We start from the raw sequence: 20035 nt of genomic DNA on the forward strand, positions 1-20035 counted from the left end.
TCCGTCGGCCGGCCGGCTCGGCGGGCCGGTCCGAGCAGGATACGTCGAGCCGCCCACCGCCCGGTGGGCAAGCCCGCGAGAGCGTTGATCCGATCAGGTGAACACCCCTTTCCCCCGGGCCGGTGGGAGGCGGCCCCGGCGGTCGCGTCGCCGTCCGTGAACGCCCGGCTCCCGCGTGTGGCCGGAAGCGGCCTCCCCATGTCGCTGATACCCTGGTACCCCGTGGACCGGTGGGAAACGGCGAGAGCCGAGGACCCCGCGACCGCAGCGACGGCACCCCCCGATTCTTCCGGAGGGGACGCCGGTACGCACCTCCAGAACGCGACCACGGGAGCCCCCTCTTGGCGATGCCGCCCAACACCACGACGACCAAGCACATCTTCGTCACCGGGGGTGTCGCCTCCTCCCTCGGCAAGGGCCTCACCGCCTCCAGCCTGGGTGCGCTCCTCAAGGCGCGGGGCCTGCGGGTCACGATGCAGAAGCTCGACCCGTACCTCAACGTCGACCCCGGCACGATGAACCCGTTCCAGCACGGCGAGGTGTTCGTCACCAACGACGGCGCCGAGACCGACCTGGACATCGGCCACTACGAGCGCTTCCTCGACGTCGACCTCGACGGCTCGGCCAACGTCACCACCGGCCAGGTCTACTCGCAGGTCATCGCCAAGGAGCGGCGCGGCGAGTACCTGGGCGACACCGTGCAGGTCATCCCGCACATCACCAACGAGATCAAGTCCCGCATCCGCCGCATGGCGACCGACGACGTGGACGTGGTCATCACCGAGGTCGGCGGCACCGTCGGCGACATCGAGTCCCTGCCGTTCCTGGAGACCGTGCGCCAGGTCCGCCACGAGGTCGGCCGCGACAACGTCTTCGTCGTGCACATCTCGCTGCTGCCCTACATCGGCCCGTCCGGCGAGCTGAAGACCAAGCCGACCCAGCACTCGGTCGCCGCCCTGCGCAACATCGGCATCCAGCCCGACGCGATCGTGCTGCGCGCCGACCGCGAGGTCCCCACCGCCATCAAGCGCAAGATCTCGCTGATGTGCGACGTCGACGAGGCCGCCGTGGTCGCCGCCATCGACGCCAAGTCGATCTACGACATCCCGAAGGTGCTGCACACCGAGGGCCTGGACGCCTACGTCGTCCGCAAGCTCGACCTGCCCTTCCGCGACGTGGACTGGACCGTCTGGGAGGACCTCCTGGACCGCGTCCACAACCCGGAGCACGAGGTCACCGTCGCGCTCGTCGGCAAGTACATCGACCTGCCCGACGCCTACCTCTCGGTCACCGAGGCCATGCGGGCCGGCGGCTTCGCCAACAAGGCCCGGGTCAAGGTCAAGTGGGTCACCTCCGACGAGTGCAAGACCCCGGCCGGTGCCGAGAAGCAGCTCGGCGACGTCGACGCGATCCTCGTCCCCGGCGGCTTCGGCGACCGCGGCGTGAGCGGCAAGGTCGGCGCGATCCGGTACGCCCGCGAGCACAAGGTGCCGCTCCTCGGCATCTGCCTGGGCCTCCAGTGCATCGTCATCGAGGCGGCCCGGAACCTGGCCGGCATCCCCGAGGCCAACTCCACCGAGTTCGACCCGGCCACCGCGCACCCCGTCGTCTCCACGATGGAGGAGCAGCTGGCGTACGTCGAGGGCGCGGGCGACCTGGGCGGAACGATGCGCCTGGGCCTGTACCCGGCGAAGCTCGCCGAGGGCTCCATCGTCCGCGAGGTCTACGGCGACGAGCCGTACGTGGAGGAGCGCCACCGCCACCGCTACGAGGTCAACAACGCGTACCGCGCGGAGCTGGAGAAGAAGGCCGGCCTGGTCTTCTCCGGGACCTCCCCGGACAACAAGCTCGTCGAGTACGTCGAGTACCCGCGCGAGGTCCACCCCTACCTGGTCGCCACCCAGGCGCACCCGGAGCTCCGCTCCCGCCCGACCCGTCCGCACCCGCTCTTCGCGGGCCTGGTCAAGGCGGCCGTCGAGCGCAAGACGGGCAAGCCGGCCGGGTGACCGGCGCGCCGGTCCCGCGGCGTTAACGTTGCCGGGGTACGGGTCCTTCGGGGCCCGTGCCCCGGCTTTCGCGTGTGGTTCGTGTACGTGTTCGTGTGTTCGTGTACGGGAGGACGGCTGATGGAGTTGCAGGACACCCCGCAGGAGTGGCGGGTCGTCGAGACGGCGACCCCGTTCCGGGGGAAGAAGACGAGCATGCGCACGGACGACGTGGTCATGCCGGACGGCACGGTCGCGCGCCGCGACTACCAGGTCCACCCCGGTTCGGTGGCCGTCCTGGCCCTGGACGGGGAGGACCGGGTCCTCCTGATCAAGCAGTACCGGCACCCGGTGCGGCAGAAGCTCTGGGAGATCCCGGCCGGCCTCCTCGACGTGCCCGGGGAGAACCCGCTGCACGCGGCCCAGCGGGAGCTGTACGAGGAGGCCCACGTCAAGGCGGGGGACTGGCGGGTCCTGACCGACGTGTACCCCACTCCGGGCGGTTGCGACGAGGCGGTGCGGATCTTCCTCGCGCGGGACCTCGCCGAGGCGGAGGGCGGCCGCTTCGAGGTCACCGAGGAGGAGGCCGACATGGAGACGGCGCGGGTGCCGCTCGCGGACCTCGTGCGGGGCGTCCTCGCGGGCGAGCTGCACAACAACTGCCTGGTCGTGGGGGTCCTGTCGCTGGCCGCCGCCCGTGCGGGCGGGGGGCTGGACGCGCTCCGTCCGGCGGACGCGCCGTGGCCGGCGCGGCCGTTCGAGCCGTAGGCCGTCTCCGTCCGCCACGGCAGCGATCCTGTCTGAAGATCTGCTGATCCGATCGGGGGACGTGTCCGCCGTGCTCCGCCGGGTACGTGCCGTGCCCTGAACTACGCTCGGAAACGCCCGTGCGGAGCCCCTCGCGGGATCGGCTCGTGCGCAGGTGGACGGGAGCGTGGCCCGTGACGGATCAGGCGGTGGCGACGGCCGGCAGCCGGCGGTTCTTCGGCCGGCAGCGCGAGGTGAAGGCCCTGCGCGCCGACATCGAGCGGACCGGCCTCGACACCCTCACCGGCCGCAAGGCGCCCCGCGCCCGGGTCCTGCTCATCGCGGGCAGGCCCGGCTCCGGGCGGACCGCCCTCGCCGAGGAACTGGCCGCCGGGGTCGCCGACCGGTACCCCGACGGGATCGTCCGCGTCCGGCTCACCGAACCCGGCGGCGCGCCCGTCCCCGCCGCCCGGGCCGCCCAGGAGCTCCTGGCCGCGCTCGGGGTCCCCGAGCCCCCCGGCGCCGCCGAGGACGAGCTGACCGAACTGGTCCGCGGCGCCTTCGCCGGACGCCGGGCCGTCCTGATCCTGGACGACGCCGTCGACGCGGAACAGGCGGACCCGCTGATCCCCGACGACCCCGGGACCCTGGTGATCGGCGTCTCCGGGGGACCGCTCACCGGCATCCCCGACGTGCGGCCCTGCACCCTCGGCGGACTCGACCCCAAGTCGGCCATCGAACTGCTCGGCGCCTTCACCGGCTCCGTCCGCATCACCGTGGACCCGCAGGCCGCCGAGACCCTGGTGGAGGAGTGCGGAGGACTGCCCGCCGCGGTCGTCCTCGCCGGCGGCTGGCTCTCCACCCACCCCAAGACCTCCGTCGCCGACCTCGCCAAGCGGCTGCGCGGGGTGAGCGGGGACCCCCTCACCCGGGCCTTCCTCCTCGTCCACGAGGCGCTGCCGCCCACCGCCGCGCGGATACTGCGATTCCTCACGCTCGCCCCGCTCGGCCGGGCCGACGCGCACACCGCCTCCGCCCTGGCCGGCTGCTCGGTCTCGGCCGCCGCCACCACGCTCGCCGACTTCGCCGCCCTGGGGCTCGTCTCCGCCGGCGAGGACGGGCAGTACGAGGTGCGCGCCCATCTCGTCCCCCTCCTCCGCGCCCAGCTGGAGGAGCGCGACCGGCCCGCCGAGGTGCAGCTCGCCCGGGCCCGGATGCTGGAGCGAACCGTACGGCTCCTCCAGTCCTGCCGCGCGGTCACCGAGCCCGAGGGCTCGCCCGCGCGCAGGAAGCTGGCCGGACTGCCGCGCGCCCTGCGCTTCCCGTCCGCCGCCGCCGGGGCCGCCTGGCTGGAGTCCCGGCGGCCCGTGCTGCTCGCCTCCGCCCGCCTCGCCGTCGCCGACGGGGAGCTGGACACCCTGGCGCGGCGCCTGATCGCCTCCCTGGTCAAGGCGCTCGCCGCGCACCGCGGGGCCGAGGCCGCCGCCCCCGAGCTCTACGGGCTGCACCGGCTCGTCCTGGACGTGGCCGAGCGGCGCGGGCTGCACCGGGAGCGGGCCGCGGCCCTGCTGAACCTGGCGGACCTCGATGCCCGCACCGGCAGGACGAAGGACGCTCTTCTGCGATATCGGTTGGCTCTGGATGCCGGACGCGCAGCAAATGATCCGTATGCGACCGGTCGGGCGATGGAATCCGTAGGTGGCTCCTATCAGGAGCTGGGGGACTGGCAGCGGGCCGGCGACTGGTACGGACGGGCGCTCGCCCAGCGGCTCGCCCGGGACGAGCGCGCCGACCAGGCCCGGCTGTACGCCCGCCTCGGTGCCGTGCAGACCTACGCGGGCCGGTACGGGGAGGCGCTGCGGAACTGGCGGGCCGCCGCCGCCGGCTACCGCAGGCTCTCCGATCTCCCGGGCTACGCAAGGGCGTTGAGCGAGGCGGCCCGGGTCCAGGAGTACGCCGGACGGCCCGAGGAATCCCTGCGGACCTGCGAGGAGGCGGTGGAGTGGGCCCGCCGGGCCCAGGACACCCGGCTCCAGGCGGCGCTCCGGCTGCGCCTCGCCGACACCCTCGACCGGCTCGGGGACCCGGCCGCCGCGCGGCTGCACCGGGCCGGAGCGGAGAGACTCCTGGAAACCGCGCCGCCCGCCTACGAAATCCGCAGTGGGTTCATCGAAGATTGATACTTTGAAAGGCTAGACAGCGGTACCTCCTTCATTAGACTGGTCGAGCCGCGTTCATACGTGGTCTGCCCCGGTGCGCCGCAATGCCTCCGGGTATGTATCGCAGTGCGCCAGTTATCCCCCTGATTCAAGGACCGTGATCGACGATGAAGGTCGGCATCCCCCGCGAGGTCAAGAACAACGAGTTCCGCGTGGCCATCACCCCCGCCGGTGTCCACGAGCTCGTCCGCCACGGCCACCAGGTCCTCGTGGAGCAGAACGCCGGTGTCGGCTCCTCGATCACGGACGAGGAGTACGTCGCCGCCGGCGCGGAGATACTCCCCACCGCCGACGAGGTCTGGGCCGCCGCCGACCTGCTCCTCAAGGTCAAGGAGCCGATCGCGGAGGAGTACCACCGCCTCCGCAAGGACCAGACCCTCTTCACCTACCTGCACCTCGCCGCCTCCCGCGAGTGCACGGACGCGCTCCTGGCCTCCGGCACCACCGCCATCGCGTACGAGACCGTCGAGACCGCCGGCCGCGCGCTCCCGCTGCTCGCCCCGATGTCCGAGGTCGCGGGCCGCCTGGCCCCGCAGGTCGGCGCCTACCACCTGATGCGCTCGGCCGGCGGCCGCGGCGTCCTCCCCGGCGGCGTCCCCGGCACCCACGCCGGCCGGGCCGTCGTCATCGGCGGCGGCGTCTCCGGCTGGAACGCCACCCAGATCGCCGTCGGCATGGGCTTCCACGTGACCCTGCTCGACAAGGACATCAACAAGCTCCGCGAGGCCGACAAGATCTTCGGCACCAAGGTGCAGACGATCGTCTCCAACGCCTACGAGCTGGAGAAGGCCGTCGTCGAGGCCGACCTCGTCATCGGCGCCGTCCTCATCCCGGGCGCCAAGGCCCCGAAGCTGGTCACCAACGAGCTCGTCGCCAAGATGAAGCCCGGAAGTGTCCTTGTCGACATCGCCATCGACCAGGGCGGCTGCTTCGAGGACTCGCACCCGACCACCCACGCCGAGCCGACCTTCCGGGTCCACGACTCGGTCTTCTACTGCGTCGCCAACATGCCCGGCGCGGTCCCGAACACCTCCACCTACGCCCTCACCAACGCCACGCTGCCCTACATCGTGTCGCTGGCGAACAACGGCTGGGCCGAGGCGCTGCGCCGCGACCCCGCCCTCGCCCTGGGTCTCAACACCCATGACGGCAAGGTGGTGTACAAGGAGGTCGCCGAGGCCCACGGCCTCGAGCACGTCGAGCTGAGCAGCCTCCTGGGCTGACCCGCCCGGCACCGCCGTCAACGCGTGCCGTCAATGCCGCACACCCGGCCGGACCTTGTTCGACAAGGTCCGGCCGACTGTGTCTCCGGCCACGCCGAAACGTTCGGGCAACTCGCCGCGAACGTAACCCTTCATCCGATTCGCACACCCCGGAAACGCGCGGATGCGTGCCCGTGCGCCCTTGACAGAGGGGTGATCGGTTGCCGACACATCGGGCCGGGTCCGGCGGATTGTGTTGCTGCGGACCGGTGACACGCCATAGAGTCGCCAACCGTCGGCATGGTGCCACGCTGACCTATCGATAAATGTTCCCGGTCACACCCAAGGAGGTAAGACGACTTGTGAATGAGTCGACATTTACTCCCGGGAGTGGTGCGCCGGGAGCTCCGATCGGCTCCGTCGCGGTGCGGACCTTCGCGACGCACCAGCCCGTGACGACAGCCCACACGATGAAGACGATGGACGGCCTACACGTGAACGCCACGGCCGGCAACGAGATGGGCCGAGAGTCCACCCACTTCGCCGCCTACGACGAGGTGCCCGAGGGGCACTTCTACGACCCCGACGCCGAGTACGAGCCCGATCCGGAGTACGCGGCCACCCTCGCACCCGACGCTGCCCGCCAGCGCCGCGAGCGGATCGGCCCGACCGGACGGCCCCTGCCGTACTTCCCGATCCCCGGACCGCTGACCGACCACGGTCCCGCGAAGATCATCGCGATGTGCAACCAGAAGGGCGGCGTCGGCAAGACCACGTCGACCATCAACCTGGGCGCCGCGCTCGCCGAGTACGGCCGCCGGGTCCTGCTCGTGGACTTCGACCCGCAGGGAGCCCTGTCGGTCGGCCTCGGCGTGAACCCGATGGAGCTGGACCTCACCGTCTACAACCTGCTCATGGAGCGGGGCATGTCGGCGGACGAGGTCCTCCTGAAGACCGCCGTGCCCAACATGGACCTGCTGCCGAGCAACATCGACCTCTCGGCCGCCGAAGTCCAGCTCGTCAGCGAGGTCGCGCGCGAGTCCACGCTCCAGCGCGCCCTGAAGCCGCTGATGAACGACTACGACTACATCGTGATCGACTGTCAGCCCTCGCTCGGCCTGCTGACCGTGAACGCCCTGACGGCGGCTCACAAGGTCATCGTGCCGCTGGAGTGCGAGTTCTTCGCCCTGCGCGGCGTGGCGCTGCTGACCGAGACCATCGAGAAGGTCCAGGAGCGGCTCAACCCCGAGCTGGAGCTCGACGGCATCCTCGCCACGATGTACGACTCCCGGACCGTGCACAGCCGCGAGGTCCTCGCGCGCGTGGTCGAGGCCTTCGACGACCACGTGTACCACACGGTCATCGGACGGACCGTGCGCTTCCCGGAGACCACGGTCGCCGGCGAGCCCATCACCACGTACGCCTCCAACTCCGTGGGCGCCGCCGCCTACCGCCAGCTCGCCAGGGAGGTGCTCGCCCGGTGTCACGCCGAGTGAGCCTGCCCGGCGCCGACGAACTCTTCCGTACGACCGGGGGGACGGGGCTCCAGGCGTCCGCGCCGCGCCGGACCGTCCCGGCACCGGCGGGCGAGAGCGACCCGGCGGCGGCCGAGGCCCCCGCGGAGCACGCGACGGCCGGCTCCGAGACGGCGGAACCGCGCGCCCGGACGGCCGGACCGGAGAAGGCGGCGCCCGCCGTCCCCGCCCCGGCCTCCGCGGCGTCCCGGCGGCGCGGCCGTACCGCGAGCCGACGGCCCAGCGGCCGCGAGCGCCACGACGAGAAGATCACGGTCTACGTCTCCGCCGAGGAACTGATGGACCTGGAGCACGCGCGGCTCGTCCTGCGCGGCGAGCACGGCCTCGCCGTCGACCGGGGCCGGATCGTCCGGGAGGCCGTCGCGGTCGTCCTGGCGGACCTGGAGTCGCGCGGCGACGCGAGCATCCTCGTCCGCCGCCTGCGCGGCCGCTGACGATAACCTGCGGGCTGCCCTCGCTCCCCGCTCCCCCTGGACCCCCATGCGCCACGCCCCCGCCCCCGAGACGTCCCGTCCGCCGCGCCGCCGCACCCCGGGACGCGGCGGGGGCCCGGCGCCGGGGGAGGAGCGCCCGGAACCCCTGCCCGGGGCCGGCCGGACCGGCGGGCCCCCCGGGACCGGCCGGCCGGACGGGGACGGCGGGTCCCCCGGGGCCGACGGCGGGCGTGACGGGCGGTTCACCGTGCGGCTCACGAACTTCGAGGGCCCCTTCGACCTGCTCCTCCAGCTGATCTCCCGGCACAAGCTGGACGTCACCGAGGTCGCGCTCTCCCGGGTCACCGACGAGTTCATGGCGCACCTGCGGGCCCTGGGGCCGGACGGGGACCTCGACCAGACCACCGAGTTCCTCGTCGTGGCCGCCACCCTGCTCGACCTCAAGACCGCCCGGCTGCTGCCAGCGGCGGAGGTGGAGGACGAGGCCGACCTCGCCCTCCTGGAGGCCCGCGACCTGCTCTTCGCCCGGCTCCTCCAGTACCGCGCCTACAAGCGCGTCGCGGACCTCCTCGAGGAGCGCTGGGAGAGCGAGGGCCTCCGCCACCCCCGTACCGTCGGGCTCGAACCGCACCACGCCGCGCTGCTGCCCGAGGTGGTCATCTCCGTCGGTCCCGAGGGCCTCGCGAAGCTGGCCGCCGGGGCCATGCGGCCCAGGGCCGCGCCGCAGGTGTACGTGGAGCACGTCCACGCCCCCCTCGTCAGCGTCCGCGAGCAGGCCGCCGTGGTCGCCGCCCTGCTGCGCGAGCGCGGCACGGCGGTCTTCCGGGAGCTGGTCGAGGACGCCGGCGACACCCTCACCGTCGTCGCGCGCTTCCTCGCCCTCCTGGAGCTCTACCGCGAGCGGGCCGTCGCCCTCGACCAGGAGACCGCCCTCGGCGACCTCACGGTCTCCTGGACCGGCGGCGACGGGGAGGCCCGCGTCACCGGCGAGTTCGATCAGGAATCCGGACAGGAAGCGGAGGCCCGCGCGTGAGCGACCCCGACCTCAAACCCTCCCTCGAAGCCGTGCTCATGGTGGTCGACGAGCCCGCCACCGAGGCCCACCTCGCCGAGGTCCTGGGGCGCGCCCCCGGGGAGGTGGCCGACGCCCTGCGCGAGCTGGCCGACGAGTACACCGCCCAGGGCCGGGGCTTCGAGCTGCGCCGGGTAGCCGGGGGCTGGCGCTACTACACCCGCCCCGCGTACGCCCCGGCCGTGGAGGCCTTCGTCCTGGAGGGCCGGCAGGCGCGGCTCACCCGGGCGGCCCTGGAGACCCTGGCGGTCGTCGCGTACCGCCAGCCGGTCAGCCGTTCCCGCGTCTCGGCGGTCCGCGGGGTCAACTGCGACGGGGTGATGCGGACCCTCCTCCAGCGCGGTCTGGTGGAGGAGGCGGGCACGGAACCCGAAACAGGTGCGATCCTGTACAGGACGACGAACCACTTCCTGGAGCGGATGGGCCTGCGGGGCCTGGACGAACTCCCCGAACTCGCCCCCTTCCTCCCCGAGGCGGAGGCGGTCGAGGCGGACTCGCTGGAAGGGGTTCCGTCGTTCGATCCGGATGCACCGGATCGTGAGGACGACGACAAGACGGAAGTTTGATGCGAAGCAGCAGCGGCAGGAACAGCAGCGGAAACAACGGCGGGAGCCGTGGTGGCAACAGCGGCGGCCGCGGCGGCAGCAGCGGCGGCCGTGGCGGCGCCGGCGGGGGCGTCGGCTCCCGGGGCGGCAGCGGGGGCGGTGGCGGTTACCGGGGTGCCGGAGGCGGTGGCCGCGACGACCAGAAGCGCGCGGGCAACCCCCGCAGGCCCCGCCCCGAGGAGCGCTCCTACGACGTGGGCGACTCCTCCGAGGCCCCGAAGAAGGGCCGCGGCGCCGCGGCCCGCGGCGGCGCCAAGGGCGGCCCCAAGGCCCCGCAGGGCGGCATCCCGCCCCGCCGGGGCCCGCACGGGCAGCGGCAGAGCCCGGCCCGCTCGCGCGAGCTCGACGCCAAGATCGAGCAGCGCAACCGGGAGCGGTACGAGGGCCGTCCCGAGATCAGGACGCCCAAGACCTTCCCCGGCGCCGAGCAGGAGGGCGAGCGGCTGCAGAAGGTCCTCGCCCGCGCCGGCATGGGCTCGCGGCGCGCCTGCGAGGAGCTCATCGAGCAGGCCCGCGTCGAGGTCAACGGCGAGATCGTCCTGGAGCAGGGCAAGCGCGTCGACCCCGAGAAGGACGAGATCAAGGTGGACGGCCTGACGGTCGCCACCCAGTCGTACCTCTTCTTCGCGCTGAACAAGCCCGCCGGCGTCGTCTCCACCATGGAGGACCCGGACGGCCGCCAGTGCCTCGGCGACTACGTCACCAACCGCGAGACCCGGCTCTTCCACGTCGGCCGGCTCGACACGGAGACCGAGGGCATCATCCTGCTCACCAACCACGGCGAGCTGGCCCACCGCCTCACGCACCCGAAGTACGGCGTGAAGAAGACCTACCTGGCGGCGATCACCGGTCCGCTGCCCCGCGAGGTCGGCCGCCGGCTCAAGGACGGCATCCAGCTGGAGGACGGCTACGCCCGCGCCGACCACTTCCGCGTGGTGGAGCAGACCGGGAAGAACTACCTGGTCGAGGTGACCCTGCACGAGGGCCGCAAGCACATCGTGCGCCGGATGCTGGCCGAGGCCGGGTTCCCGGTCGAGAAGCTGGTCCGCACGGCCTTCGGCCCGATCTCCCTGGGCGACCAGAAGTCCGGCTGGCTGCGCCGCCTGACCAACACGGAGGTCGGCATGCTGATGAAGGAAGTCGGCATGTAGGGCCCGGCCCCGCCGTAGGAGAAGCCCGTGACCGCCCGGCGGTCGCGGGCTTCTCCGCGTGCCGGCCGCGTGCCGGTGGACCTTGTGCGCGCGGCCCGCCGACCTTTATAGTCAAGATGACTCTTAAGGAGGCGGGCCATGAGCCTCGCAAATCTGTTCGATCCTCTGCGGCAGCCGCTCCTCACCGTCCTCGGAACCCCGGTCAGCTGGACCGAGGTCCTGGGATTCGGCAGCGGGGCGCTCTGCGTCTGGCTGGTGGCCCGCCAGCACGTGGCCAACTGGCCCGTCGGCATCGCCAACAACGTCTTCTTCGTCCTGCTCTTCGCCCAGGCGGGGCTCTACGCCGACGCCGGCCTCCAGATCGTCTTCATCACCCTCGCCGCGTACGGCTGGTGGACCTGGACCCACGGGGGTGGACCGGGCTCCGGCGTCCTCCCGGTGCGCCGCACCACGCGCACCGAGTGGACGAGGCTCCTCGCGGCGGGGGCGGTGGGGACCCTCGGGCTGACCCTGCTGCTCGACCGCGCCACCGACTCCACCGTCCCCTTCTGGGACGCCCTGACGACCGCGCTCTCCCTCACGGCCACCTACGGCCAGTGCCGCAAGCGCCTGGAGTCCTGGTGGCTCTGGATCGCCGCCGACGTCGTCTACGTGCCGCTCTACGCGTACAAGGGGCTGTACCTCACCTCCCTGCTCTACGCCGGCTTCATGACGCTCTGCGTCCTCGGCCTGCGCGGCTGGACCAGGGACCTCGCGGGCTCCGCCCGGCCGGCGGGGGCGACGGCGTGAAGCGCTACGGCCACGGCCTCGTCCTCGGCAAGTTCTATCCGCCGCACGCGGGCCACCACCACCTCGTCCGCACCGCCCTCGCCCGCTGCGACCGCCTCACCGTGCTCGTCTGCGCCTCCTCCGTGGAATCCGTCCCCCTCGGGGAGCGCGTCGCCTGGATGCGCGAGATCCACCCCGACGCCCTCGTCGTCGGCGCCGTGGACGACCACCCCGTCGACCTCCACGACCCCGGCGCGTGGGACGCCCACATGGCCGTCTTCCGCGCCGCCGTGCCCGAACGCGTCGACGCCGTCTTCACCTCGGAGCCGTACGGCGAGGAGCTGGGCCGCCGGTTCGGCGCCGACTCCGTCCTCGTCGACCCCGACCGCGTCCGCTTCCCCGTCTCCGGCACCGCCGTCCGCGCGGACCCCGCCGGATGCTGGGACTTCCTGGAGCCGCCCGTACGCGCCGCCCTCACCCGGCGCGTCGTCGTCCTCGGCGCCGAGTCCACCGGCACCACCACGATGGCGCTCGCCCTCGCCGACCACTACCGGCGGCGCGGCGGCGTCTGGGCCCGCACCCGGTACGTACCGGAGTTCGGGCGCGAGTACAGCGCGCTCAAGCTCGCCGAACTCCGCGCCGAGCGCCCCGGCGCCGCCTGGTCCGACGTCGTCTTCCGCTCCTCCGACTTCCCCGTCATCGCCCAGCGCCAGGCCGAACTGGAGGAGGAGGCCGCCCGGGACGGCTCCCCCGTGCTCTTCTGCGACACCGACGCCTTCGCCACCACCATCTGGCACGAGCGGTACATGGGCACCGTCAGCCCCGGCACGGGGGAGATCGCCGCCCGGGGCCGCCAGCACCTCTGGCTGCTCACCGACCACCGGGGCGTCGGCTTCGAGGACGACGGGCTGCGCGACGGGGAGCACCTGCGGCCCTGGATGACCGCCCGCTTCCTCGCCCAGCTCGCCCACACCGGCCGCCGCACGGTGGTGCTCACCGGACCGCACGAGGAACGGCTCGCCACCGCCGTCGCCGCCGTGGACGCGCTGCTCGCCGAGGGGCCGCGCCTCGCCGACCCGCTGCCGGAGCGCCGGTGACCGGCCACCGGGACCCCGGGGAGCGCGCTCCCGGGCCGGCGGGCGGCCGCCGGCCCTCCGGGGAGCACGTCACCGGGACGCCCCCGGACCGCCCGGCCCCCGGGGAGTACGACCCCCGCGCCTTCGAGCCCTTCGCCGTCACCGTCGACCTCGCCGTCCTCACCCTCCGGGAGGGACGCCTGCACGTCCTCCTGGTCGAACGGGGCCAGGAGCCGTACGCCGGGTCCTGGGCCCTGCCCGGCGGCTTCGTGCTGCCCCGCGAGTCCGCCGAGACCGCCGCCCGCCGCGAACTCGCCGAGGAGACCGGGCTCTCCGGGACCACCGTCGCCGGGCTCCACCTCGAACAGCTCCGCACCTACACCGATCCGGACCGCGACCCCCGGATGCGGGTCGTCTCCATCGCCTTCACCGCCCTCGTGCCCGACCCCCCCGAGCCGCGCGGCGGCGGCGACGCGGCACAGGCGCGGTGGGTCCCGTACGGGACGCACGGGCCGCTCGCCTTCGACCACGACCGCATCCTCGCCGACGCCCACGACCGGATCGGCGCCAAACTCGAGTACACCTGCCTCGCCACCGCCTTCTGCCCGCCCGAGTTCACCCTCGGCGAGCTGCGGCAGGTCTACGAGACGGTCTGGGGCGTCGAACTCGACCGTCCCAACTTCCGGCGCAAGGTCCTCGCCACCCCCGGCTTCGTCCGGGCCGTGGAAGGACCGCCGCGCCTCACCGGCGGACGGGGGAAACCGGCCGCCCTCTACCGGGCGGGCGGGGCCACGGCCCTCCACCCGCCCCTCCTGCGACCGGAGGGACACTCCTCGTGAACCACGCACGCGCCGCCAAGAGGACCGCGACCGGCTGCCTGACCGGGCTCGCGCTCGGAGACGCGCTGGGCTTCCCGACCGAGTTCAAGGACGTGCCGTCCATCCTCGCCGGGGCCGGGCCCTGGCGGGAGATGGAGCTGCCCGTCAGGAACGGCACGGCGTACGTCACCGACGACACCCAGATGACCCTCGCCCTCGCCCGGGGCATCCGCGCGGCCACGGACCGGGCGGTCCTCTCCCCGCGGAGCCTCGCCGGGCCGGTCCGCGAGGAGTTCGTCGCCTGGTACCACTCCCCGGAGAACGACCGGGCCCCCGGCACCACCTGCCTGCGCGCCTGCGAACTCCTCGACGGGGACCGCCCCTGGCAGGACGCCGGCCAGATCCACTCCAAGGGCTGCGGCGCCAACATGCGGGTCGCGCCCGTCGGCCTCGTCCCCGGCCTGAGCGAGGAGCAGCGGGCGGGCGCCGCCCAGCTCCAGGCGGCGCTGACCCACGGCCACCCCACCGCGCTCGCCGCCTCCGACCTCACCGCCCGCGCCGTGTACCTCCTGGCGCGGGGCGTGGACCCGGCCGGACTCGTCGGACAGCTCCGCTCGTACGCGTACGAGAACCGCTCCCGCTACCACGAGCACTGGCTCGGGGACCTGTGGACCCGTTCCCAGGACCCCTCCGCGCGGCACTTCGCCGAGCGCGGCTGGGACGAGTGCCTGGCGGTCCTGGAACGCCTGGCCGCCGTGCAGCGCACGGCCGACCCGGAACTCGACCCCTGCGCGTACACGGGCGACGGCTGGATCGCGGAGGAGGCGCTGGCGACCGGGCTCCTCTGCTTCCTCCTCTTCCCCGGCGAACCGCTCACCGCCCTGCGCCGGGCCGCCTGCACCCGCGGCGACTCCGACTCGATCGCCGCCCTCGCGGGCGCCTTCGCCGGCGCCCACCTCGGGGCGGACGCCTGGCCCGGGGAGTGGACCGAGCGCGTCGAGCACCGCGACGAGCTGCTGGCCCTCGGCGCCCTCTGGGACGCCTGAGGCGCGACGCCCGCCCCCGGGGCCCCGGCCGTCGCCCCGCGCGGTTCCGCCGTACGGGACCGGCTACAGGTCCCGCGGGGCCGACGCGCGGCGGGCCCGGACCAGGAAGTCCTCCACGCGCGCGCGGTCGGGCTCCGGGGGCAGCGGGGAGGCGTCGAGGGCCCGGCCGGCCTCCTCCCGGAGGCGTTCCATCCAGGACTCGACCTCCGGCCAGGGCACCTCGCCGTGCTTGACCGCGAGGAGACGGTCGCGGTCCCCGCCGACGTCGATCCGCAGCTCGCCCGTGCGCAGCAGGTCCCGGCAGCTCCCCAGGAGCCGCAGCAGGTGCATGGCGTGCTTCCAGCGCGGCCGTCCGTACTGGCGCACGTCCGCGTCCAGCTTGCGGCGCTGCCCGTCCGCGTACCGCACGAACGTCTGATGGGCCCGCCGGGAGAGGAAGGCCCCGCGCAGGGAGAGCAGCTCGCGGCCGAGGGCGTCGGCGTACTCGACCACGGGGGAGTGGAGGCACTCCAGGACGTTCGGGTTGTTGCGCAGCGCCAGCTCGCAGAAACGTTCCAGCTCCCAGCTGAACTGCTCCTCGCGCGGCCCCTCCACATGGGCCGGGGGCTTCTCGAAGCGCCAGAAGAGCGGCGTCGGGGCGAGGTACACGCCCCGCACGTCCGTGTCGCTGTCCCCGGTCGCCAGGCCGAAGGCGCGCGAGCCCGTCACGCAGGAGTAGATCGTGTGCTCGCGCACCAGCTCTTCCGGAGTCATGCCGGGCAGGTTACGCGAGGGAGGCCCTCCCGCCCGGAGCGGCCGCCCGGAGGCCCCGCCCGCCGGCGCGGCGGCCGGGACCGGCCGTCTCGGAGGGCGGGCGGCACGACGGACCGCCCCCGCCGCTGACTAGGCTGGAAGGAGCACCGACGCAGGCGAGGGAGCACGACGTGGCGGTACGAGCGGCCCGGGGCGCCGTCCAGCCGGAACGGCACGGCACCGGGGACGCCGCACCGGGGGCCGCCCGGCCCCCCGCCCGCGTCCGGACCGAGCCGCCCACGATCCGGATCGCGCCCGCCCGACCCGGCGCCGCGACCGCCCCGCGCAAGGACACCGCCCAGTGAGAACAGCGCTCGTCATCGGAACCGGCCTGATCGGCACCTCCGCCGCCCTCGCCCTCGCCGGCCGGGGCGTCACCGTCCACCTGCGCGACCACGACCCGGCCCGCGCCCGCACCGCCGCCGCCCTCGGCGCCGGCACCGACGAGGCGCCCGGGGGACCCGTGGACCTCGCCGTCGTCGCCGTGCCCCCGGCCCACGTGGCCACCACCCTCGCCGACGCCATGAAGGCGGGCCTCGCCCGCGGCTACCTGGACGTCGCCAGCGTCAAGGGGGGACCGAAGCGGGAGCTGGAGGCCCTGGGCCTCGACCTCACCGCGTACATCGGCACCCACCCGATGTCCGGCAAGGAGCGCTCGGGCCCGCTCGCCGCCACCGCCGACCTCTTCGAGGGGCGCCCCTGGGTCCTCACCCCGACCCGGGACACCGACACCGAGGTCCTCAACCTCGCCCTGGAACTCGTCGCCCTCTGCCGGGCCGTCCCCGTCGTCATGGACGCCGACGCCCACGACCGGGCCGTCGCCCTGGTCTCCCACACCCCCCAGCTGGTGTCGTCCATGGTCGCCGCGCGCCTGGAGGAGGCCGACGAGACGGCCGTGCGCCTCTGCGGGCAGGGCATCCGCGACGTCACCCGGATCGCCGCCTCCGACCCCCGCATGTGGGTCGAGATCCTCTCCGCCAACCCCGGTCCCGTCGCCGACGTCCTCTCCGGCGTCGCCGCCGACCTCGGCGAGACCGTCCGCGCCCTGCGCTCCCTCCAGTCCGCCGACGAGGCCGAGCGGCGGGACGGCGCCACGGGCGTCGAGGACGTCCTGCGCCGGGGCAACGCCGGCCGCTCCCGCGTCCCCGGCAAGCACGGCGCCGCCCCCGCCGCCTACGAGACCGTCGCCGTCCTCATCAGCGACCGGCCGGGCGAACTGGCCCGGATCTTCGCCGACGCGGGCCGCGCGGGCGTCAACATCGAGGACGTCCGCATCGAGCACGCCACCGGCCAGCAGGCGGGTCTGGTCCAGCTCATGGTGGAGCCCGCCGCGGCCCCCGTCCTCGGCGCCGCGCTCCAGGAGCGGGGCTGGTCGCTGCGCACGGGCTGACGCCGCCCGCACCCGCCCGCCGCCCGTTCCCTCGCTCCGGCCCGCACCCGCCCGCCGCCCGCCCCCGCGCGCCCGCCCCGTCCGGTGCCCGCACCCCGGGGGGCGGCGGGCGGGCGCCCCGCGGGCGCGGGCCGGAGCGGGCTGGGCCGAACGGGTGCGTGGGACTCGGTAACCTTGTGGAGGTCCCCCGCAACTCCGCCGGGCCCCACCGCTCACCCCAGGAAGGTGTTCCCACCGTGGAATCCGTGATCGTCGCCATCGACGGGCCGTCCGGCACGGGCAAGTCGAGCACCTCGAAGGCGGTCGCCGCCAAGCTGGGTCTGAGCTACCTCGACACCGGCGCCCAGTACCGGGCGATCACCTGGTGGATGATCAGCAACGGCGTGGACGTCACCGACGCCGACGCCGTGGCCGGTGCCGCCGCCAAGCCGGTCATCGTCTCCGGGACCGACCCGTCCCGGCCCACCATCACCGTGGACGGCGTCGACGCCTCCGGGCCCATCCGCACCGAGGAGGTCACCTCCAGGGTCAGCGCCGTCAGCGCCGTCCCCGAGGTGCGCGCGCTCATCACCGAGCTCCAGCGGACCATCGCCGGGGAAGCGGAGCACGGCATCGTCGTCGAGGGACGGGACATCGGCACCACCGTCCTGCCCGACGCCGACCTGAAGATCTTCCTCACCGCCTCGCCCGAGGCCCGTGCCGCCCGCCGCTCCGGCGAGCTCAAGGGCGCCGACGTGCACGCCACGCGGGAAGCCCTGGTCAAGCGGGACGCGGCCGACTCCAGCCGCAAGACCTCCCCGCTCGCCAAGGCCGACGACGCCGTCGAGGTCGACACCACCGACCTCACCCTGGACCAGGTCATCGAGTGCGTCGTCACCCTGGTGGACGAGAAGAGGGCGGCCGCCAGGTGACCCGGCCCTCCGAGAAGGGCGCCGCCGTCGGCCGCCGCATCGGCATCGGACTGATGTACGGGCTGTGGAAGCCGCGCGTCCTCGGCGCCTGGCGGGTACCGGCCTCCGGTCCCGTCATCCTCGCCGTCAACCACGCCCACAACATCGACGGCCCCATGCTCATGGGCACCGCCCCGCGCCCCGTGCACTTCCTCGTCAAGAAGGAGGCGTTCGTCGGCCCGCTCGGCGGCTTCCTGGAGGGCATCGGGCAGCTCAGGGTGGACCGGGAGGGCACCGACCGCACCGCGATAGCCAACGCCCTGGGCGTCCTGGAGCGGGGCGGCGTCCTCGGGATCTTCCCCGAGGGCACCCGGGGCGAGGGCGACTTCGCCTCGCTGCGCGCCGGCCTCGCGTACTTCGCGGTCCGCGCCGGCGCGCCGATCGTCCCGGTGGCCGTCCTGGGCAGCACCGACCGCCGGGGACGGCTCGTCAAGGCCCTGCCCCCGCTGCGCGGCCGGGTGGACGTCGTCTTCGGCGAGGCCTTCGAGGCGGGCGACGGCAGCGGCCGGCGCACCCGCTCGGCGCTGGACGAGGCCACCGTACGCATCCAGGGGCGGCTCACCGCCCATCTGGAAAACGCCAGGCGCCTCACCGGGCGCTGAGCGAGACTTTCAGTAGTGGAACCCGCCGTCCGGGAACCACCGACCACGAATGATCAAGGAACGGACTTCATGAACGACCAGCACGACCACGGGGCACTTGGCGACGCCGAGTACGCGGAGTTCATGGAGCTCGCCGCGGAAGAGGGCTTCGACGCGGAGGAGATCGAGGGCGCGATCGAGGAGGCCGGCCACGGCCCGCTCCCCGTGCTCGCCGTCGTCGGCCGTCCGAACGTCGGCAAGTCGACCCTGGTGAACCGCATCATCGGCCGCCGCGAGGCCGTCGTGGAGGACAAGCCGGGCGTCACCCGCGACCGCGTCACCTACGAGGCCGAGTGGGCCGGCCGCCGCTTCAAGGTGGTCGACACCGGCGGCTGGGAGCAGGACGTCCTCGGCATCGACGCCTCCGTCGCCGCCCAGGCCGAGTTCGCCATCGAGGCCGCCGACGCCTGTCTCTTCGTCGTGGACGCCACCGTCGGCGCCACCGACACCGACGAGGCCGTCGTCAGGCTGCTCCGCCGCTCCGGGAAGCCGGTCGTCCTCGCCGCGAACAAGGTCGACGGCCAGTCCGGCGAGGCCGACGCCGCCATGCTCTGGTCGCTGGGCCTCGGCGAGCCGTTCCCCGTCTCCTCGCTGCACGGCCGCGGCACCGGCGACCTCCTGGACGAGGTCCTCAAGGTGCTGCCCGACGCCCCCGCGCAGCGCTTCGGCAACGCGGTCGGCGGCCCCCGCCGCATCGCCCTCATCGGCCGCCCGAACGTGGGCAAGTCCTCCCTGCTCAACAAGGTGGCGAACGAGGACCGGGTCGTCGTCAACGAACTGGCCGGCACCACCCGCGACCCGGTGGACGAGCTGATCGAGCTCGGCGGCGTGACGTGGAAGTTCGTCGACACCGCCGGCATCCGCAAGAAGGTCCACCTCCAGGAGGGCGCGGACTACTACGCCTCCCTGCGGACCGCCGCGGCCGTCGAGAAGGCGGAGGTGGCCGTCATCCTCATCGACGCCACCGACAACATCTCGGTCCAGGACCAGCGCATCATCACCATGGCGGTCGAGTCGGGCCGCGCCATCGTCATCGCCTACAACAAGTGGGACGAGCTGGACGAGGAGCGCCGCTACTACCTGGAGCGCGAGATCGAGACCGAGATGCAGCAGGTCTCCTGGGCGCCCCGGGTCAACGTCTCCGCCAAGACCGGCCGCCACATGGAGAAGCTGGTCCCGGCCATCGAGACCGCCCTCGCCGGCTGGGAGACCCGCGTCCCCACGGGCCGGCTCAACGCCTTCCTCGGCGAGATCGTCGCCGCCCACCCGCACCCGATCCGCGGCGGCAAGCAGCCCCGCATCCTCTTCGGCACGCAGGCCGGCACCAAGCCGCCCCGGTTCGTGCTCTTCGCCTCGGGCTTCCTGGAGGCCGGCTACCGCCGCTTCATCGAGCGCCGCCTCCGCGAGGAGTTCGGCTTCGAGGGCACCCCGATCCACATCTCGGTGCGGGTGCGCGAGAAGCGCGGCCGCAAGAAGTGACGCGGTACGACACGGCCGGGGGGGGGGGGCCCCGGGGGGGGCCCCCCCCCCCCCCCGGGCGGGGGGGCGCCCCCCCCCCCCCCCCCCCGGGGCGGGGGGGGGGCGGCGGGGGGGGCGCCCCCCGC

Annotated in this window: 19 protein-coding genes; 18 read left to right on the forward strand and 1 reads right to left on the reverse strand. The window is 73.8% G+C overall.

What is annotated here, in order from left to right; genetic code table 11:
- The first annotated feature begins 347 nt into the window (after positions 1-347).
- The 13 genes from ACZ3IL_RS19510 to ACZ3IL_RS19570 all read left to right on the forward strand — a co-directional run bounded on the left by ACZ3IL_RS19510 (position 348) and on the right by ACZ3IL_RS19570 (position 14658).
- Positions 348-2006, forward strand: coding sequence for a CTP synthase (locus tag ACZ3IL_RS19510; protein ID WP_388693996.1), 1659 nt, complete (start codon positions 348-350; stop codon positions 2004-2006).
- 120 nt (positions 2007-2126) lie between these two features.
- Positions 2127-2753: an NUDIX domain-containing protein gene (locus tag ACZ3IL_RS19515; protein ID WP_467391674.1), complete on the forward strand. Its 627-nt coding sequence runs from the start codon at positions 2127-2129 to the stop codon at positions 2751-2753.
- A gap of 173 nt (positions 2754-2926) precedes the next feature.
- A complete protein-coding gene (locus ACZ3IL_RS19520; RefSeq protein WP_467391675.1) occupies positions 2927-4912 on the forward strand; it encodes an AAA family ATPase in 1986 nt (661 codons plus the stop codon).
- A gap of 146 nt (positions 4913-5058) precedes the next feature.
- On the forward strand, positions 5059-6174 hold the full coding sequence (gene ald / locus ACZ3IL_RS19525; RefSeq protein WP_467391676.1) for an alanine dehydrogenase: 1116 nt from the start codon (positions 5059-5061) through the stop codon (positions 6172-6174).
- A 449-nt stretch (positions 6175-6623) separates the two neighbouring features.
- Entirely contained in the window at positions 6624-7649 is a 1026-nt protein-coding gene (locus ACZ3IL_RS19530; RefSeq protein WP_030212665.1) for a ParA family protein, read from the forward strand.
- Complete coding sequence (locus ACZ3IL_RS19535) at positions 7634-8122, forward strand: hypothetical protein (RefSeq protein WP_467391677.1); 489 nt, start codon at positions 7634-7636, stop codon at positions 8120-8122. Before ACZ3IL_RS19530 ends, ACZ3IL_RS19535 begins: the two co-directional genes overlap by 16 nt.
- A 247-nt stretch (positions 8123-8369) precedes the next feature.
- The gene (locus ACZ3IL_RS19540; RefSeq protein WP_467391678.1) at positions 8370-9155 is read left to right on the forward strand and encodes a segregation and condensation protein A; all 786 of its coding nucleotides are present in this window, start codon (positions 8370-8372) and stop codon (positions 9153-9155) included.
- A gap of 38 nt (positions 9156-9193) precedes the next feature.
- On the forward strand, positions 9194-9760 hold the full coding sequence (gene scpB, locus ACZ3IL_RS19545) for an SMC-Scp complex subunit ScpB (RefSeq protein ID WP_467392034.1): 567 nt from the start codon (positions 9194-9196) through the stop codon (positions 9758-9760).
- Positions 9760-10950: a pseudouridine synthase gene (locus ACZ3IL_RS19550; protein ID WP_467391679.1), complete on the forward strand. Its 1191-nt coding sequence runs from the start codon at positions 9760-9762 to the stop codon at positions 10948-10950. Before scpB ends, ACZ3IL_RS19550 begins: the two co-directional genes overlap by 1 nt.
- A gap of 138 nt (positions 10951-11088) precedes the next feature.
- On the forward strand, positions 11089-11739 hold the full coding sequence (pnuC, locus tag ACZ3IL_RS19555; protein WP_467391680.1) for a nicotinamide riboside transporter PnuC: 651 nt from the start codon (positions 11089-11091) through the stop codon (positions 11737-11739).
- Positions 11736-12815, forward strand: coding sequence for an AAA family ATPase (locus ACZ3IL_RS19560; protein ID WP_467391681.1), 1080 nt, complete (start codon positions 11736-11738; stop codon positions 12813-12815). The genes pnuC and ACZ3IL_RS19560 overlap by 4 nt, the downstream gene beginning before the upstream one ends.
- Entirely contained in the window at positions 12812-13633 is an 822-nt protein-coding gene (locus ACZ3IL_RS19565; protein ID WP_467391682.1) for an NUDIX hydrolase, read from the forward strand. The genes ACZ3IL_RS19560 and ACZ3IL_RS19565 overlap by 4 nt, the downstream gene beginning before the upstream one ends.
- Positions 13630-14658, forward strand: coding sequence for an ADP-ribosylglycohydrolase family protein (locus tag ACZ3IL_RS19570; RefSeq protein ID WP_467391683.1), 1029 nt, complete (start codon positions 13630-13632; stop codon positions 14656-14658). The genes ACZ3IL_RS19565 and ACZ3IL_RS19570 overlap by 4 nt, the downstream gene beginning before the upstream one ends.
- A 63-nt stretch (positions 14659-14721) precedes the next feature.
- Here the strand turns inward: ACZ3IL_RS19570 and ACZ3IL_RS19575 are convergent, their stop codons facing one another.
- Positions 14722-15411 carry a nucleotidyltransferase domain-containing protein gene (locus ACZ3IL_RS19575; RefSeq protein ID WP_467391684.1) on the reverse strand — a complete coding sequence of 230 codons (690 nt, stop codon included), beginning with the start codon at positions 15409-15411 and terminating at the stop codon, positions 14722-14724.
- A 170-nt stretch (positions 15412-15581) separates the two neighbouring features.
- Between ACZ3IL_RS19575 and ACZ3IL_RS19580 the strand changes: the two genes are divergently transcribed.
- The 5 genes from ACZ3IL_RS19580 (at position 15582) to der (ending at position 19910) form a co-directional block, all read left to right on the forward strand.
- Entirely contained in the window at positions 15582-15755 is a 174-nt protein-coding gene (locus tag ACZ3IL_RS19580) for a hypothetical protein (RefSeq protein WP_467391685.1), read from the forward strand.
- Positions 15752-16840: a prephenate dehydrogenase gene (locus ACZ3IL_RS19585; protein ID WP_467391686.1), complete on the forward strand. Its 1089-nt coding sequence runs from the start codon at positions 15752-15754 to the stop codon at positions 16838-16840. The genes ACZ3IL_RS19580 and ACZ3IL_RS19585 overlap by 4 nt, the downstream gene beginning before the upstream one ends.
- A gap of 236 nt (positions 16841-17076) precedes the next feature.
- Positions 17077-17751 (forward strand): (d)CMP kinase, encoded by a 675-nt coding sequence (gene cmk / locus ACZ3IL_RS19590; RefSeq protein ID WP_467391687.1) that lies wholly within the window; start codon positions 17077-17079, stop codon positions 17749-17751.
- Entirely contained in the window at positions 17748-18392 is a 645-nt protein-coding gene (locus tag ACZ3IL_RS19595) for a lysophospholipid acyltransferase family protein (protein ID WP_467391688.1), read from the forward strand. The genes cmk and ACZ3IL_RS19595 overlap by 4 nt, the downstream gene beginning before the upstream one ends.
- Positions 18393-18461: 69 nt before the next feature.
- A complete protein-coding gene (der, locus tag ACZ3IL_RS19600) occupies positions 18462-19910 on the forward strand; it encodes a ribosome biogenesis GTPase Der (protein ID WP_467391689.1) in 1449 nt (482 codons plus the stop codon).
- Positions 19911-20035: the final 125 nt, after the last annotated feature.

Source organism: Streptomyces sp. NPDC014907 (genome assembly GCF_055562975.1).